We start from the raw sequence: 16,409 nt of genomic DNA, 5'->3' as shown, positions 1-16,409 counted from the left end.
GAAGCCGCGCGTGTCGAGGGCCGGGGCGCACTGCCAACGTGGCGCGAGTACTGGAGCGAACGGCGGTGGGGACCGCGTCCGGCGTTGTCGACCGCGCCGCCGGTCGCGGAGACAGCCAAGGAGTCGCTCCGCGAGCAGATTGTCGCGCTCAACACGGAGCTCGCCAGACGGCACGGCGAGGACGAGGCAACGAAGTCAAAGGTCGCCGAGTTCGCCGCGCAGCTTCAGGTGCTCGAAGGACGCACGACACCATGACGGACGAAACGCGCCGCGACGACGGCGGTGACGCCAAGCCTCTCGCGCTGTCGCCGGTCATCGTGGACCCGGAGACCGGCGACCCGTGGACTATGTGTGACTGCTGCGGCCACGTGTTCCCCGTGCCCCCGGAGGGGGACGGGGACAGCGGCGGGCACGCCTAGTGCCGCGCACCTGCACCGTCTGCCGCCACCCGCAGCGCGATGCGATCGACGCGGCCATCGTCGCCGGCACCCCCTACCGACGCATTGCGGCGCAGTACCGGCTCGCCGAGGCTTCCATCCGGCGCCACAAGGCGCACATCGCCGCGCACATCGCGAACGCCCGCCAGGCCAAGGCCCGTCGGCACGCGACCGACTACTGGGCCGTCGTCGAGCGCGTCATCGAGAAGCTCGAGCGGACGCTGGAGTCGAGCGACGTCGCGAAGGACATCAGCTCGGTCTCGCGCGAGCTGATCGGCGCCGTGCGGATGGCGCTCGAGGCCAAGGGCGAGCTGCGGAGCGGGTCCCAGGTGCAGGTGAACGTGGCGATCGCGAGCTCGAGCGAGTGGTTGACGCTGCAGGCGCGCATCATCGCGGCACTCGGGCCGTACGCGGAGGCGCGTCAGGCCGTGCTGCTCGCGATCGGTGGGGATCACGTCGCCCCCGGCGCTGCCAGGAGCACCGCGAGGCCGCGAGACGCCTCTGCAGCCGTCGTTGTGGCGGCGAACAGCGGTCACGCAGGTGCGTGATGCGGCACAAAGAGTTCTTGGTGCCGCACGATGACGGCGCGTGCAAACGCCATACAGGACACGGCGCGGCGGGACGCGGTTGGGACACCCTTTTTGCCGCACCGGCTACGGTGAGGAGGCATGAGCATGGACCCGGCCAGTAGCGTCGCGGTGGCATGTCGGATGCTTCGTGAGGGTAGTCGCCGCCGAATGACGGGGACGTGTGCGGCATGTCTCGGCTCTCTGGGGCGGCCGTCCCGTGCGTGGCCCGGGCTGTGTGACGGCTGCGGATTGATCCTGTCGGCGTGGCGGGCACACGGGCGGACAACCACCGCGGCGCACCTGACCGAGTTGTGCACGAAGGGGCGGGCGCGATGGGGTCAGGACACGCCGATGTGGCAGTGGCCGCTCTTGTGGTGGTGCGAGGTAGGGTGGACGGATGGTCCGACCGACGCATAGAAGTCCACGGCAAGGCGGCCAGAACGCCCGCCATTGCGTTGAACGGCGGGGGCCGTCTCCAACACCCCCGACCCGCTGCCTGGGCCTGGTCTACAAACGCGTTGGCCGCAGTGGCGGGATCGCATGAGTGAGCTCGCCCGCACGTTGGCCGAAGCCTTGCGCCACTGTCCGTGGGCCGAGCTGGCCCGGCCGGCGCAGCTGCCGCCATCCGGCGGCTGGCGGATCTGGGCGCTGATCGCGGGCAGAGGATCGGGCAAGACGCGGGCGGCGTCCGAACACCTCACCAGCGAGATAATGGCGGGGCGGGCGCGGCACGTGGCCGTGGTGGGACGCACCGCGGCCGACACGCGGGACGTCATGGTCGAGGGGCCGTCCGGTCTGCTGGCGGTGGCGCCCGCGTTCTTCCGGCCCACCTATGAGCCGAGTAAGCGCAGGTTGTCGTGGCCGAATGGCGCCGTGGCGACGACGTTCTCGGCCGACGAGCCGGACCTGCTCCGCGGGCCGCAGCACGACCTCGCCTGGTGCGACGAGCTGGCAGCGTGGGAACGGGCGCAGGAGACGTGGAACAATCTGATGCTCGGCCTGCGGCTCGGTGCAGCACGGTGTATCGTCTCGACGACCCCGCGGCCGATCCCGTTGATTCGCGACCTGTTCGCCCGGGACGGTCGCGACGTCGCCGTCACCAAGATGGCGACACACGAGAACCTGCCGAACCTGGCCGCGGGGTTCGCGCAGGACATCGTCTCGCGCTACGCTGGCACGCACCTCGGGCGGCAGGAGCTGTTCGGCGAGCTGCTGCTCGACACGCCCGGCGCGCTATGGAGCCGCGACTTGCTCGAGAAGACGCGCGTCGCGTCCCCGCCGATGGTGACGGGCACGCGCACCGACGGCCAGCAAGTGCAGATTCCGGACTTGGTGCGCGTCGTGGTGGGGGTGGATCCGAGTGTCGCGGCCACGGCCGAGGGCGCGGCGGAGTGCGGCATCGTCGTCTGTGGGATCGACCGGCAGCGGCCGCTGCCGCACGCCTACGTGCTGCAGGACGCGAGCGTGCGGGCGAGTCCGGACACGTGGGCGCGGCGGGTGGTGAGCGTGTACCGGGTGCACCTGGCGGATCGGGTCGTGGCGGAGACGAACCAGGGCGGCGTGCTGGTCGCCAACGTGCTGCGGACGGTCGATCCGTCGCTGTCGCTGACGACGGTGCACGCGGCGCGGTCGAAGCAGGCGCGGGCCGAGCCGGTGGCGGCACTGTACGAGCAGGGGCGGGTGCACCACGTCGGGCTGCACGCGGAGCTCGAGGAGCAGCTGTGCGGATGGGTGCCGGGCGAGGGGGAATCGCCCGACCGCTTGGACGCGCTGGTGTGGGCGGTGACGAATCTGATAGTGACGCCGGGCAGTGTTTCGCTTAAGGACAAGCTCGCTAGCATGACCGACTTCGAGCGGGCGCGCTATTTCGCAGCACAGAGCGCGGCGCTCACTTGGAAGACCTAAGAGTCGTTCGTGATGCAGGGCTGGTAGATGGCGATCATCGCGAATTCGGCCCTCCACCGGATCTAGCCCGCGGGCGACTGGCTCTGGAACACTGGACCGAGACATTCATTCTAGACCAAGCCCAAGGCAAGACTTGCCCCGCAGCACCGAACGGCATCGCAAGGATGCCGGACTTAACTGATGTCCGCTTCCGGAGCCGCCGATTCATTCCCGGGTGCTTTGCCGCCACGAATAGACGGTTCCTGCGCCAGTTTTCTTCGGACTAAGTCAACCACGCCTCCTGGTTGCAAAGCATCAGGCGACATCCCAAGAACCTCAGTTGCGAAACGCCTATCAAGCTCATGTCGCACGTTATCTCGATCCAGCTCGTTGAACGGAAGGAGACCCTTCTTCATGAGCGCGTCAAAAATACTGGTCGCAAATTTCAATTGTTTCGGGTTCAAAGCTGCGACGTCCAAGACGGGCAAGCTTCGTAGCGCTGTCCTGCCTATATTCCCGCGGCCGGACTGCTGCTTGTTGGCATGATACCAATGAAGCAGTAGACCAAACGTCGTATTACCCCAAGCCACTAGCGCTTTCTCTTGTTCCACGGACGCGAGGCGAATCGATATCCAGGCACGGCCACCGATCGTTCGGTAGGGTGTGAACTGCATGGCGGTCGGTTGGCTATTGAATTGGAAGTTCTGATTGAAGTGGCAGTGCGCGGCCGTGGCCCAAATCGTCGCCACCTTTTCGTTGATTACCAGCTTCTCTGTTGCATTCTTCGGGTGCTTTGGTTGTGCTTCCGAATCGGCAGGAAACATCATGGTCGTTTCGCGAGTCGCGTCGTGCGACCATAGTACTGGATACGTAGGCGCCGCGTGCTCATCAATATCTGAAATGAGAAACGGGCCGCGTATACCGCCGCCGGAAGGAGTGCCATTAATGTCTGAGTGGTAGGGACCGATCTCTCCGATGGCTTGCACAGTTGAAATTCGTACACTGACCGATTCAGCTTCTTGCATCGCAGGAAGCCAGATGCGGCCATTTGTGGCCATTTGGTAAGCAGTTTGCGCTAATGAAAGATCAGCGATCCGCGACGGATTCCATGCGCAATCCTCGGAGATTGGCGCGTCAATCGCTTGCCCGACGATGTCATCGCCGAAGTAGAGAGGCGTACCGCCTATCGGCCCATCCTCTAACCGCCTAAGGTTGTTTCCGTGTGCTAAACGCCGTATCTGTCTTGCGGCCGTCGCACCGAGGAGCGGGTATGCGGGACGTTCCTTTAGAACGACGAACGCTGCCCGTTTGCTCGGTGTACCGGTTTTCTTGCCAACGACGAGACATTCCCCCATCCCTGTGTCCGCTGAAAAGGACATCTCCTCAGGACTTGCGCCAGCGATTGAAACAAGCACCAGATCGCTGTAATTTTTTGCCAGGAGGGCTCGCGATGCTTCCCAGGCCTCGCCTGCGATGAGGCTCAGTGGCATTACCAACGCAAGCACGCCGCCCTTCTTGACCTTCCGATCAGCGAGAACGAGGAAGATCGAAGCCTCGCCAGCATTTCCGTGCGCGCTCGTGCCTTTGGTGAGCGTCTTCGTCGCTTTCGCCATCAGCCGCTGTTCTTCGGCCGTAGAGGTAAATGCTGCGAACATCGGTCGAGGGACTCCGATCTTTTGAGCCTCATGGCCTGTTGATCGCGTAAAGGGTGGGTTCATGACCACGACATCAAAAAAGCCGTCTGGGATCTCCGTCCACGCGTCGGTACTGGATTCGCCCGATCCACCGGCCGCTTTCGCCGTGGTCGCAATGATGTCCACTAACTTGTTTCCCTGTGGATCGAGTAGATTAAGCGACCCTAAAGCCACACCGCCATCTGCCTGCCTTCCAAAGGGAACTGTCAATATTGAGCTATGGTCGTAAGTCACCGTCGGATGAGTGCCTGCCAGCATCGACGCAGTAAGATGCGCTGCGGCCGGTAGCACATCGCATCCGACCATCGAGTTTGCCATCATGGCCGGGTGGAGAGTTTCAGAATCCCCACCGTTCAGCTCGTGCAATTGTCCGATGCGCTGATACGCTGTGGACAGCAGTGTTCCCGTGCCGCAAGCGAGATCGCCGATGCGCAGATTCTCTACGGCTTCAGGTAATGCCCATTTGTCAGAGCTGAGCGGTGTCTCTGGAGTGACCGCCAAGCCAACTAACAAGGCCGCAGACGCCGGTGTCGTGTAGTATGCTGCGAGGAACTTTCGGTCAGCGATGAGCTTTTGAAAAACAGCCCCGGTAAGGTCGTGGGAGCGCATCAGTCGATTCTCAACGAGCCTGTCTGCGGTCGTGGCTAGTCGATCAAGCAGCAACTTCGTGTGGCCGACCGGAACAGTTTGGAGAATGCGGCGCGCAATGTCGAAGATCGGCCAGTAATTGACCCTTAGGACCTTTCGCCACTCGTTTAGAACCGCGGACTTCGTCAGCGCTCCAGATCCGCGCAGTTCCTCGATCGAGAGAACCTGAGAAAGCCCTCCGGGTCCGCGCGCTAGGCTCTCTTGAAAGACAAACGCATTCGCGAGAATCGTCGCCGCCATGCGCCGTGTCTGTTCATCATCGTGCTGGCGTAGTTCTTTGCAAATCTCCTGCATCGCGCCAGGGTTTCCCTGCGCCACTTCCGCGAGTAGACCTGCCGCTTCGCTCACACCCTCCACTAACTTGTTTGCGGCTTCTTCGATAACTTTTGGAGGCACAGAAGCCGACTGCGTGAGAATGGAGAGATCAGAGATCCCACCGGTGAGCCAACCCGATTGAGGCCATCGCAGGCAGTCTTGGGTATTACTCCCCGTGTAGATTGCCATCTCTAATTCCGTTGTGGCTTCCAGCTCTTTCCGCAGCGACGTTCCAGAGTGCTGCTTCAAAGCTTCGGGAAGTTGAACGGCAATCGCCGAGAGGATCAAGCGCCCGTTACTGCGGACGCGTTCGCCGAGGCGAGCAGCAGCTTCAAGTTCAACCACGGGCGCCGGAGCAAACTCTGTTTCAATGACGACGGGCGAAACCGTTGCCTCCATTACCAGAATGTCAGGGCGCTTGTTGGTCCCCACCAGCATTCCAGTGGTCTCGGAGTGCACAACATCCGTCGCTCTCCAAGCACGCCGCGTTTCACGCAGCAGGCTCGCAATCGCGTCGTTTATCGTGTGTTCGGTCGTTGGCATAATGGTTTTCATTCACGATGTCCGGTGCGGGGCTCCTGCCTAAAGCGCCCTCCTTCGGGTTGCTGTACGAGGCGGCCGACGGTCCGCGCCGAGCACCCGAGCCGTCGGGCCGCCTCGCGTCGGCTCAGGGCGCCGGAGGCGACGAGCGGTCGGATCTGGACCCACTCGCCGTTCACGGCCCGCGGCCGCCCGAGGCGCTTGCCCTGCTTCTTGGCCCGCGCCATGCCCGCGCGGACGCGCTCGGCGATCAGGCCGCGCTCGAACTGCGCGACCGCGGCGAGCACGTGGAAGATCAAGTCGCCAACCGGAGACGACCCTGACGTGTCGAGCCACGCCTCGGAGTAACTGCGCAGTCCGACGCCCCAGCGACGCAGCTGCTCGAGCGTGCTCGTGGCGTGGCTCACGGACCGGAAAGCGCGGTCGAGCTTCCAGACGAGCAGCACGTCGATCTTGCGCTTGGCCGCGAGGTCGAGCACCTCACGCCACGCGGTGCGGCCGCGGAGATCGGTGGCGCTGGCGTGGTCGACGTGCTCGCCGGCGACCGTCCAGTCCTGCGCCGCGACGAACTCGCGCAACGGCAGCAGCTGCGTCATCGGATCCTGGTCTTTGTCGCTGGTGCTGACTCTCGCGTAGATCGCGGCGCGCATCGTTACCCCCTGGTGGTTCACCTTGCCTCCTAGTATACGCGCTAACAACGAGGAGTGCAATACGCGCTAACATGCTATACTAAACACCATGAGAAAGCTGACGCTCTCGGAACGTGGACGACGCGCGGGCAAGGCACGGCTCCAGGCGATGACGCCCGAGGAGCGCCAGCGCGTCGCTCGATTAGGCGCCGAGGCCCGCAACAAAGAGCTCACGAAGGAGCAACGCCAGGAGGCCGCCCGGAAGGCTGTGCTGGCTCGGTGGGCGCGAACAAAGCGACAGGGCCGAGGAGTCCCATAATCGATATTCCTTGTAGTCGACTGGCTGCACTATGACCACGGGCGATCCCGGTGAGAGAAGGCCGCGCGCGGCCGGGCTTCCGCGGGAGTCTCGGCCACGCGTGCGACGCGTTCCCGCCTCGACGGCTATCCATGTGTTCCGTGCAATCGACGTAGACCACCAGGCGTGCGAAAAGGCTAGGACGATACTTGAGCGCACCCACGAGTCTGCCGCCGCGCTTCTAAAAGCATTCGATCTGCTCAGAACGCCGCGCGGAAGGCGAACGGCTAGGGTGGGTATGACTACGGACGAGGAGCAGGATGTCCTGCGAGCAATGCTCGTGATGGCGGCCGCTGGGCTTGACGCGATGACGAAGCAGCTGATTCGCGATGCGCTCCCTCTCATTGCACACCGCAACAGCAGGGCGAGAGCGGAGCTAGAGAAGTTTCTCGCTCGGCAGTTCGCCGTCGACGTGCAGTCGATCACTGCTGGGAGATCAGCAAGGTTCGTGGCCGGGTTGTTATCGGCGTCCGACCTACCAAGCCGTGCGGTCGCACTGTATGTCGAGGATCTTACTGCCGGTAGCCTTCAGTCGGCGGAGGAACTGTCTCGGATAGCCGCCGCCTTTGGGCTTACTCGGGAAGACCTCGGAACGAATTTCGAGGATCTTAGGGATATCTTTCGGGTGCGGAACAAGATTATCCACGACCTTGATGTTAATCTGGAGGCAGCCGGCAGAGTGCGAAACATGCGAACCAGACCGCGAATGGCTGCCGACGCCAACGCGCTCCTTCAAGCGAGCGAAGATCTGCTGCGGGCAATTAACAATCAGCTCAGCGGACTCGGCGCAAGATGATCCCGATCTTCGACCGGTCCGGATCGCCGGTGGGTTGGCTAGATGACGACCGAATCCTTGACGACCACGCCAGACATCGCGCTCTTGTCTACAATGGAGCAGTATTCTCTTACGCGGCTACGTACTTGGGAACATTCAGTCACGGTCTCTTTCGCAACAAGCATGGCGCGACCGTCGCGTTCATTCCAGGCGCATCAGGCGTTCTCTTGCCGCGCACAAAAGTGCCACCGATCCCTCCTCTTCCTCACTTTCCACCAGTCAAGCCGGTCCCTCCGCTTCCACCGATCCCGCCGCCCCCGTCGCTGAGTTGGAGCGGAATGAGCTGGGAGCAATTCTTACAGGGGACGTGAGCCCATGATAGCCGACGATCGTTCCTGTCGCGTGAGTGATTCGCGAAGATGTTTGGCCAACTAAAGAGCGCAGTCGATATCCTCAGTGCGGCCGCAGGAGCCGTGGCCACCTTCAAGGACAAGAGAGCACGACGCGAGGCCGTCCTCGAGCTGCTCGGTACGTGTTTCATCCTCACGGACGTCACGAAGGACGGCGAGAAGCTTCTCGATTCCGTAGGCAATGATCCCGCTCGAACATTGACCAGCCTCCCTCCCGAGGAGGCAGATCTGCTGGCGCGCGAGTGGGCACTGATTGTTCACCGCCAGGCCGGACGACTTTACTCCTTGGCTGGTTCTCTTTTCGGGCAGGATGCTCTAGCGTTGGTAAGCCCGGGGCTGAAGGATCGCCTCGAGGCGGTGGTTGGCTCCAAGCTCGAGCGCGCGGATTCGCTACACGAGATTGGTGCCGGTCTAGTCTACTATTCGATGTTAGCTCGCGTCGATGATCGGGAGTGGCTTCTCGACGTTGTTCGGTCGATGTACCCGGGTCGAGCGGACGAACTTCTAGATACCAGGAAAGCTCGAGAAGAACTGGCGATCCTCGAACACGGGCTCGCGGAGTATCGCAAGCTGTGCGAACGCCTCGTCAGCGATAGTGAGATCGTAGCGATGGCTAAGGAGGCGCGAAAGAGATCACGGGAACCGTAGCTCGCACCCCAGGGCCCTGCGACCGCATGAAAACGGAAAGAGCCGTGGCGTGCGGGAGGTCGAGAAAATGAGGCCACGCGCAGGCCACGGTACGGCAGGGAGTCGCAGATGAGAGGCAATCGTTGAGAATCGACCCGAGGGACTTTATTGCTCCGCCTTTCCAGGCGTGTCCGCAATGCCATCGCGAGAGCTTTGGCGTGCTGATGATTCCCGGGCAACACTACGTGCGGCGGTGTCGGGAGTGTCGACACACGGCCCGCATACAGCTTCCTCCCATCAGGAAGACCGTGATCTATCTCGACCAGTTTGCCATCAGCAACATGATGCTCGCGCTGAATCCCGCGACCGATGCGCATCGGGCCAGACGAGTTGACCCCGCGTGGCTCCAGCTATTCCGCCGGCTCGACCACGTGGCGAAGGTTCAACTGGTCGTCTGCCCGGACTCGGGCTTTCACTGGGACGAGTCGCTCGTGTCGCCATACTACAGTGCGTTGAGGCGCCTGTATGAACTCCTTTCCGGCGGCGCCACGTTCCGGGACGCATCGTACATCGAGCAGTTTCAGTTGATCTTCGCAGCCAAGGCGTGGATGAGCGGGCAGTCGGCCCCAGGTTTTGACCTGCACGCCCGGGACGTCGTCGACGGAGAGCTGGACCGCTGGTGGGAGAAGTTCCAGATCACGGCCAACATGAATATCCCTCCGGAATGGCTCGACGATCTTCGCTGTGAACGAGACCGGGCGCATGAAATTATGGGGGAGGTGTTCGAACGGTGGCAGCAAGAGCGGCCATCGTTCGAGGACGTCTTCTCAGAAGAGGTGCGTGCGTACGGACAGCAGCTCCTGCGAGGGTACCTGCAGCACTTGCAGCGATTTCACCGCGTGCTGACCGGGCAAGAAGCACCGTCTCTTGAACTTCTTGGGACTCCGCCGGTCCGGACTCTACACGAGATCCGTGACGCCCTGCGCGAGTCCGGCGTAGAGGAACAGGACCTGTGGCCTAAGACCGCGGAATTTCTTGCCTCAACGGCTCTCACGCACGTTCCGTTCCTGCGGCTGCGTTGCATGCTCTTCGCGGCCGTCGCGAGAAAGGCGGCCGCGGGTCAGCAGCGACCACCGAGCCGGGGGTTCGCGACTGACGCGCTCATGGTGTCCTGTCTCCTTCCCTATTGCGAGGCCATGTTGGTCGACAACGGGATCGCGGCCTATCTTGCCGAGCAACCGTTAGTCTCCGAGGTCCAGCGGTATGGAACTCAGGTGTTCTCGTTCAACACTAGGGACGGGTTCTTCGGTTTCCTCGACCGCATTGAAGCAGGCGCTTCGCCGGAACACCTTGAGATGGTACGCACCGTGTACGGGCCCGATTGGGGCCAGCCATTCGAGACGGTCTATCAACAGGAGGATCATGAGAATCTCTGACCGCTGGGACGAAGGCGATGCGCCGCGAGGCCGCGAGGAAGGCCGTGCTGGCCAGGTGGGCCAAGACCCCACCGAAGCCCGGGGCGCAGGTGGGGAGGCAGAGCCGTGACTGAGTCGGACCGGTATGCGCCACCGCAGCCGATTCCGCACGCTCCCGCAGGACGGACGTACCCGCACGGCGGCCGGTGGCTCGCGCCACTGGTGCAAGAACGCTTCGGATCGGCCACCGCGTTCGCGCGGGCCGTCCCGATGACCCAGCGCGGGCTGGCCCGCTACTTTACTGACGCGGACTTCTACCCGCGCAGGCCCACGGTCGAGAAGATCGCACAGGCGCTGTCGCTGCGGGGCGCCCCAGTGACGGCCGACGAGGTGCTGGACCGCTTCGGAGGGCGCACCTACGAGGACCACCGGCGGCAGGAGGCGCAGTCCGTTCTGGCGCAGCGGCCTCCGTGCCCGGTCTGCGGCCGGCCCGTCCGGCGGTCTCCGTCGCGCCGCGCGTCGAAGCACGCCGCGTGCGGCCGCGGCTGCGACACCATCTGGAGGATCACGCGCGCGGGCGTGGAGACCCTGCTTGGCCGCTGGGTGGTTGTCATCATGGCCGCCGCGGCGGATGTCCCGGCGGGTCGGATCGCACGCCTCGTGCATGTGCCGCCCGTGGCCGTCACCACGTGGCTCGAAGAGTGGCATGGCCGCGTCGAGGAGATCCGCACAGCGGTGCGGGCGTCTCCGACGCGGCCACATTCGCTGATGCAGGCGACGGCGGGCGTCCTCGGGATCGAGCGCAGCGCCCTGGCGGCGCTCATCCACCACCGGATCCGCCACCCTGACAAGCGCCATCCCAATCGCCGCCGCGTGGTGACGCCGGCGTACCTGCAGGACCGCGTCCTGCGGGCGCTGGCCGGGTTCTTCAGCCGCTCGACGGACGAGGTCCTCGCGGCGGCGCAGCGTGGCACCATGACGGACTTTTACAAACAGCACGGGCCACGGGCGAGCATCCAGCGGTTCCGACCCGACCAGGCAACTGGCCGGTTGCTCAAAGCCGAGGTCCACATCGCCACGCAGTTCATCGTCCGCGCGCTTTGGCGCGGCGATTCCCTCGACGCGATCCGCCAGGCCCTGGAGGACGCCGAACTCCCCGGCTCACACGACCCGATGTGGACCGCGAAGCAACACGCCCTACCCGACCGCTGTGCGCCGTGCCGCGCCCTCATGGCCGCCTACCTCAACAAGCGGCAGGGGAAGACGCTCGAGGGGGTCGGCGAGGTCTGCGGCTGCACGAAAGTCTGGGCCGGGAAACTCGTGAAACGGGGCCTCAACGCCATGAAACATCCGACCCCAAGTTTACAAACGTTGCTCGCAAAGCCTTGCGCCACGAGGGGTTCCGAACTGCCGCCCATATAACCGCCCACAATCGCCCCGAGTTCTGATCATTGGTCGGACCCCGCGGCTTTCGCGGGGCATTTTAATTCGAGGCCGCCGCTGCTGCTGTTTCATACTTTGAGTTGTGAATGTTATCCACTACGCCGATCTCGACCTCGCCGCTGTCGTGCAACACCGCGACCGCGAGCTTGCCGCATGGTACAGCTTCCGCACCACTGACGACACCGGCACCGGTCGCGTTTCACGAGACCAGGTCGAGAACGTGCGTCATCAGCTCGGGTGGAGTCCCCGGTTCTCGGCGCGGGTGCTCAGAGACGGCGCGGACACGTTCTGGCGAGTAACGCCGCGTGGCGTCGTCTACCTCCGAGGTCCAGCGACAATCGCGGGCGCGCTTGGTGTGACATCATTCCACGTGGCCTACTGGGCGCCCCTTGATGATCTGCGCGGGGCGCTCGGGGCGGCTCGTGCCCGACTCGTGATGCGCGCCGTCGCGGCCCTGCGGAAAGGACGCCCCGTCTCGAACGCGACGATCGCGGAGATGGTGCACACATCCATCCGCACCATCACGCAGTGGAGGCGGACCGCCCGAGTTCACCCGCGCGAAAACTTCGTGCTAGTGGCCCCACTCCACCCTGGGCAGATTGCCGGCGACCTCCGGGCGTCAGCACCGGCACTCCGCACCGTGCGGTTCCGTGGCCGTCGCTGGGTGGCTCGCCGGATCGCGGATTCGCTGCAGATTCCCGAGGTGGGAGGGCGGTCGCGCTTACGGCACGTGAATCGGCGCCTGCGGCTTCTCGCCGGCGCGGCATCTTCCGCATCATCCGACGGGGGCCCTGCCCGTCGGCTCTACGCACCCGGTTCCACGCGCCGCGCCCCCGCGACCCCCTCCCCCGGTCTCCCAGTGTACGACGTGATCACCCCGCTCGGCGAGGGACGGCGGTCCCATCGGGCGGTCCGGGTGTGGGGGTCAAGATCGGAAGTAAGCGGTCGAAGTTTTGTGCACGGGGACAAGTTGTGAGCGACGTCGCCAAAGTCCGATCGTGTGCCGAGTTGGCGCAGGCGCTGATCCCACCGTTGGACGCAGCGGTCTACGCGGCCCTGAAGGTCGACATTGCGGCGCACGGTGTGCTCGTCCCGGTGGAGTACGACGAGGCCGGCCATGTCCTCGACGGCCGCCACCGGGTCCGCGCCTGGGAAGAACTGAAAGCCGAAGGAACCCGCTTGCCGGACTACCCACGGACCGTCCGCGCGTTCACCTGTGATGCTGAGCGGGTCGAACACGCGGTGCGCCTCAACTGCGCGCGCCGGCACCTGACACGGGAGCAAAAGCAGAGGATTGCGGCGACGCTTCGGGAGCACGGGTGGACGACACGCCGCATCGCCGGACTCGTCGGTGCGGACCACAGCACGGTGGCCCTGTGGGTGCGAGATGTGTCGAAAATTCGACACGTCGTCACGGATACGCTGGGTCGCCGACAGCCGGCCACGAAGACGCGGCGGCCGGCGATCATCGCCACCACATTAGCGGAGCAGCGCGCGGCGCTGCGGCTCCTACCGTCCCTCGACGGGGCATCTGACGGCACGGCGGGCGTACTCACTGTTCGCGCCGCGGCCAAGGCCGCCGTCCGCGCCGATCGCGAGGCAGCCCGCAGAGCGGCGGAACAGACGGGTGCCACAGCGCCCTTGCCGCGTGATGTGGATTTGCGGCATGGTGACTTTCGGGATGTGTTGCGGCGGTTCCCCAAAGCGTCGGTCGACCTGATCTTCACGGACCCGCCGTACTTGAAAGACAATCTGCCGTTGTACGCCGATCTGGGGCGCGCAGCCGCACGCATCCTCAAGCCCGGCGGCAGCCTCGTCGCATATTGTCCACACTACGCGATCCACCACGTTATCGCGTCAATGGAGGGCGTGCAGCCGTTGCGCTTGTGGTGGCTGTTTGCTGTCGTACACTTCGGCGGCCAGAATCGGCTGCCTGGCGCGCATGTGTGGGGCTGCTGGAAACCGCTGGCGTGGCTCGTGCATGGCACGCTGTCGGCCGAGGTGAAGAAACGCGAGCTGATCAACGACATTGTGCGATCCGAGCCGCCCGACAAGACGCTACACGACTGGGCGCAGAGCGAGGTTGAGGCTCGCTACTACATCGAACACTTGACCACTCCTGGCGACATGGTGTTGGATCCGTTCTGCGGGTCTGGGACGACGCTGCTGGCTGCGCTGGCGCTTGGGCGGCGGGCCGTCGGGATCGAGATTGACGAGGCCACGTTCCAGCGGGCGAGGAGCCGGATCGCCGGTGTGAGTCGCGCGGGGAGTCCGCCGATCGTGGGCAGGCGAGCGGATGATGCCTGACGCCCCTTCCCCGTTCGTCACCGTTCAAGAAATCGCGGCACTCCTGCGCGTCCCGGTCAGCCGCGTGTACGCGTGGACGGCACGCCGCGACCCCGGGTCCATCCCCAGGTACAAGGGGGGGCGATGTTTGCTCTTTGATCCGGTCGAGGTCGTCGCGTGGTTCAAATCGGAGCAGCGCGTTGGACAGGATCTCGGCCCTCGGAATCGGGTGCGTCTGGCCCGATCCCGGCGTGGGCGGTTGACAGAAGTCACCTCGCCACGTAGGATCACCGTGACTTCGTCATGCGGAGGCAACGATGCGCGTACCCGCAACGATGACGATCCGAATCGACCCCGACGTGTACCGCATCCTCAAGGCCCACGCGCGGCCGCTCGTGGACACCCCGAACAGCGTGCTCCGTCGGCTTCTCAACCTCGAGCCACAGCAGACTCCGACGGACCCGACGACGCGCGGCGGGGGCTCGGGGATCACGACGACGTCTGAGCAGGCCGGCGCTTAAATGGGCACGGTACGCTATCGGGCCGATCGTGGCGCGCATCAGATCGACTTTGTGGACGCGACCGGCCGCCGGGTGCGGCAACTCATCAACGGCGGCGAGCGGTTGGCCCGCCGGATCCTCGAGCAGCGCGAGGCTGAGGCGGTGCTCGGCGTGCATCGGATCGCGCCCGCGCAGACGCCGCGCTTCGGAGACTTCGCTGACGACTGGCTGCGGCGCGGCCGGGCGCGGGGGCTAAAGCCGAAGACGCTGGAGTCGTACGAGGGGACCGTGAACGTGCACCTGCGTCCTCGCTTCGGCGAGTCGCGACTCGGGACGATCAGCCGACGTGACGTCGAGGACTTCGTGACTGCGCTCGCGGAGACCGGCACGCGGCGCGGCAAGAAGAAGCGTCGGGTTCCCCTCTCCCCGACGACCGTCAACTACGCGCTCCACGTTCTCAAGTTCATTCTCAAGGACGCGGTCGACCAGGGACACCTGACTGAGAGCCCCGCCGCCCTCGTGCGACCGCTGCGCGCGCCCGACCGGGTGGACGGGGAGCGCCTGCAGATACTCCGGCCGGACGAGATCGGGCGACTGCTCGACATCGCCCAAAAACCCTTCCGAAGTCTCTATCAGCTCGCAATCTACAGCGGGATGCGACGGGGCGAGCTATTGGCGCTCCACTGGTCGCAGGTCGATCTGCGCAACGCCCGCGTTCACGTCCGTCGGACTCGGGGGCGCGTCAAGGATGGCGACGTCTATCGCGTTGTGGAGGGGCCGCTCAAGACGGCCGCGTCCCGGCGCGTCATCGATGTCCCCCGCCCTGTCCTGCTGGATCTGCCCGGGAGCGACGTGGAGGACGATTACGTCTTCCGCAATCGTGACGGCGCACCGCTGGACCCGGACAACGTCGACCGCACATTCACTCGGCACCTCACGCTTGCCGGGGTGCCGATGGTTCGGTTCCATGATCTGCGGCACACGCACGCCAGTCTGTTGATCGCCGCCAACGTCCACCCGAAGGCGATCCAAGCACGGCTCGGGCATACGTCGATCACGACGACCCTCAACACCTACGGACACCTGATGCCGTCGGCGTTTCAGGGGGTCGGCGAGCAGCTGGATAGGCTGCTCAGCGGCACCAAGAACGGCACCAGGACGGCACCAGACGCGACAGGGGAACAGGTCGATGCGCGGAAACCCTAGTGAAATATGGTCGGGCCGGGCGGATTTGAACCGCCGACCACCTGAACCCCATTCAGGTGCGCTACCGTCGCGCGCCGAGCCATGTGAATGAAGGGCTGCCGGACCAAGATCACCTGATTGCGCCACCGAGATTCCCCCCTCCCAGTTGTCGTCGGCGGCTGAAGCGCGGGCCCGATTCCCGAAATCTGTCAAGCCCACATGCCCATTTTCACTTGTTTTTACGAATTCGTTGCACGCCATACAGAGCCTGAACGGCCGACGACGTACTTACGCATGATTATGCAACTTCTGCCCACTCACGTCATCGTGAATCTGAACGAATTTAGGGCAACTCGAAAATCGTATGGTATCTTCGTCCGTAACGGAACCAGGGGGTGGACGACTCCCATCCTCCAGGCTGAAACCCTTGCGCGGTCATCCAGTGGCCCGCCGCTCCTTCCCGTCGGCGCAGGCGCGCCGCGTCGTTACCTGTGCTTCACCTGTGGCACTCGCGTTTGGAATGCTCCGGCCCGCGACGCATCGCTGATCGACGAAGGGCTGAACCTTACGAAGTTCCGCCATTGGGTAACACGGTGGTCGGCGAAGGTTGCGAGAGACAGGATGTGGAAATTCGGGAGGGTGCAAGGCGATGAGCAGCACATTCGTGTGCGATATCCAGTGCAAGGATTGCCCG

Annotated in this window: 13 protein-coding genes and 1 tRNA gene; 11 read left to right on the top strand and 3 right to left on the bottom strand. The window is 64.4% G+C overall.

The features are described from left to right. From VKZ50_02725 to VKZ50_02710, 4 genes are all read left to right on the top strand, one after another. On the top strand, nucleotides 1-255 hold a 255-nt coding region (locus VKZ50_02725), incomplete at its 5' end, for a hypothetical protein (protein HLJ58625.1). Further along, nucleotides 252-419 carry a hypothetical protein gene (locus VKZ50_02720; protein ID HLJ58624.1) on the top strand — a complete coding sequence of 56 codons (168 nt, stop codon included), beginning with the start codon at nucleotides 252-254 and terminating at the stop codon, nucleotides 417-419. The genes VKZ50_02725 and VKZ50_02720, both read left to right, overlap by 4 nt. Continuing rightward, nucleotides 419-985, top strand: coding sequence for a hypothetical protein (locus tag VKZ50_02715; protein ID HLJ58623.1), 567 nt, complete (start codon nucleotides 419-421; stop codon nucleotides 983-985). Before VKZ50_02720 ends, VKZ50_02715 begins: the two co-directional genes overlap by 1 nt. 561 nt (nucleotides 986-1,546) lie before the next feature. Next, the gene (locus VKZ50_02710) at nucleotides 1,547-2,911 is read left to right on the top strand and encodes a terminase family protein (GenBank protein HLJ58622.1); all 1,365 of its coding nucleotides are present in this window, start codon (nucleotides 1,547-1,549) and stop codon (nucleotides 2,909-2,911) included. Between the two features lie 173 nt (nucleotides 2,912-3,084). On the opposite strand, the gene VKZ50_02705 is transcribed toward VKZ50_02710, so the two are convergent. Together VKZ50_02705 and VKZ50_02700 are read right to left on the bottom strand one after the other, a co-directional pair. Then, nucleotides 3,085-6,102, bottom strand: a complete 3,018-nt coding sequence (locus VKZ50_02705) for a hypothetical protein (GenBank protein HLJ58621.1) — start codon at nucleotides 6,100-6,102, stop codon at nucleotides 3,085-3,087. Next, on the bottom strand, nucleotides 6,099-6,758 hold the full coding sequence (locus tag VKZ50_02700; protein ID HLJ58620.1) for a recombinase family protein: 660 nt from the start codon (nucleotides 6,756-6,758) through the stop codon (nucleotides 6,099-6,101). Before VKZ50_02700 ends, VKZ50_02705 begins: the two co-directional genes overlap by 4 nt. 377 nt (nucleotides 6,759-7,135) lie before the next feature. Between VKZ50_02700 and VKZ50_02695 the strand changes: the two genes are divergently transcribed. The 7 genes from VKZ50_02695 to VKZ50_02665 all read left to right on the top strand — a co-directional run bounded on the left by VKZ50_02695 (nucleotide 7,136) and on the right by VKZ50_02665 (nucleotide 15,736). Then, nucleotides 7,136-7,870: a hypothetical protein gene (locus VKZ50_02695; GenBank protein ID HLJ58619.1), complete on the top strand. Its 735-nt coding sequence runs from the start codon at nucleotides 7,136-7,138 to the stop codon at nucleotides 7,868-7,870. 452 nt (nucleotides 7,871-8,322) lie between these two features. Continuing rightward, nucleotides 8,323-8,907, top strand: a complete 585-nt coding sequence (locus tag VKZ50_02690; protein ID HLJ58618.1) for a hypothetical protein — start codon at nucleotides 8,323-8,325, stop codon at nucleotides 8,905-8,907. A 197-nt stretch (nucleotides 8,908-9,104) separates the two neighbouring features. After that, nucleotides 9,105-10,322 (top strand): hypothetical protein, encoded by a 1,218-nt coding sequence (locus tag VKZ50_02685; GenBank protein HLJ58617.1) that lies wholly within the window; start codon nucleotides 9,105-9,107, stop codon nucleotides 10,320-10,322. Between the two features lie 105 nt (nucleotides 10,323-10,427). Continuing rightward, entirely contained in the window at nucleotides 10,428-11,723 is a 1,296-nt protein-coding gene (locus tag VKZ50_02680; GenBank protein ID HLJ58616.1) for a hypothetical protein, read from the top strand. 993 nt (nucleotides 11,724-12,716) lie between these two features. Beyond that, nucleotides 12,717-14,051, top strand: coding sequence for a DNA methyltransferase (locus tag VKZ50_02675; GenBank protein HLJ58615.1), 1,335 nt, complete (start codon nucleotides 12,717-12,719; stop codon nucleotides 14,049-14,051). Nucleotides 14,052-14,347: 296 nt separating this feature from the next. After that, nucleotides 14,348-14,551: a hypothetical protein gene (locus tag VKZ50_02670; GenBank protein ID HLJ58614.1), complete on the top strand. Its 204-nt coding sequence runs from the start codon at nucleotides 14,348-14,350 to the stop codon at nucleotides 14,549-14,551. Next, nucleotides 14,552-15,736, top strand: coding sequence for a site-specific integrase (locus tag VKZ50_02665; GenBank protein ID HLJ58613.1), 1,185 nt, complete (start codon nucleotides 14,552-14,554; stop codon nucleotides 15,734-15,736). A gap of 7 nt (nucleotides 15,737-15,743) precedes the next feature. Here VKZ50_02665 and VKZ50_02660 read toward each other — a convergent pair. Further along, nucleotides 15,744-15,813: transfer RNA gene (locus VKZ50_02660), tRNA-Pro, on the bottom strand. Between the last annotated feature and the right edge of the window lie 596 nt (nucleotides 15,814-16,409).

The organism is bacterium (assembly GCA_035295165.1).
Taxonomy (GTDB): Bacteria; Sysuimicrobiota; Sysuimicrobiia; order Sysuimicrobiales; family Segetimicrobiaceae; genus JAJPIA01.
This window is presented reverse-complemented; position numbering and strand designations above follow the sequence as displayed.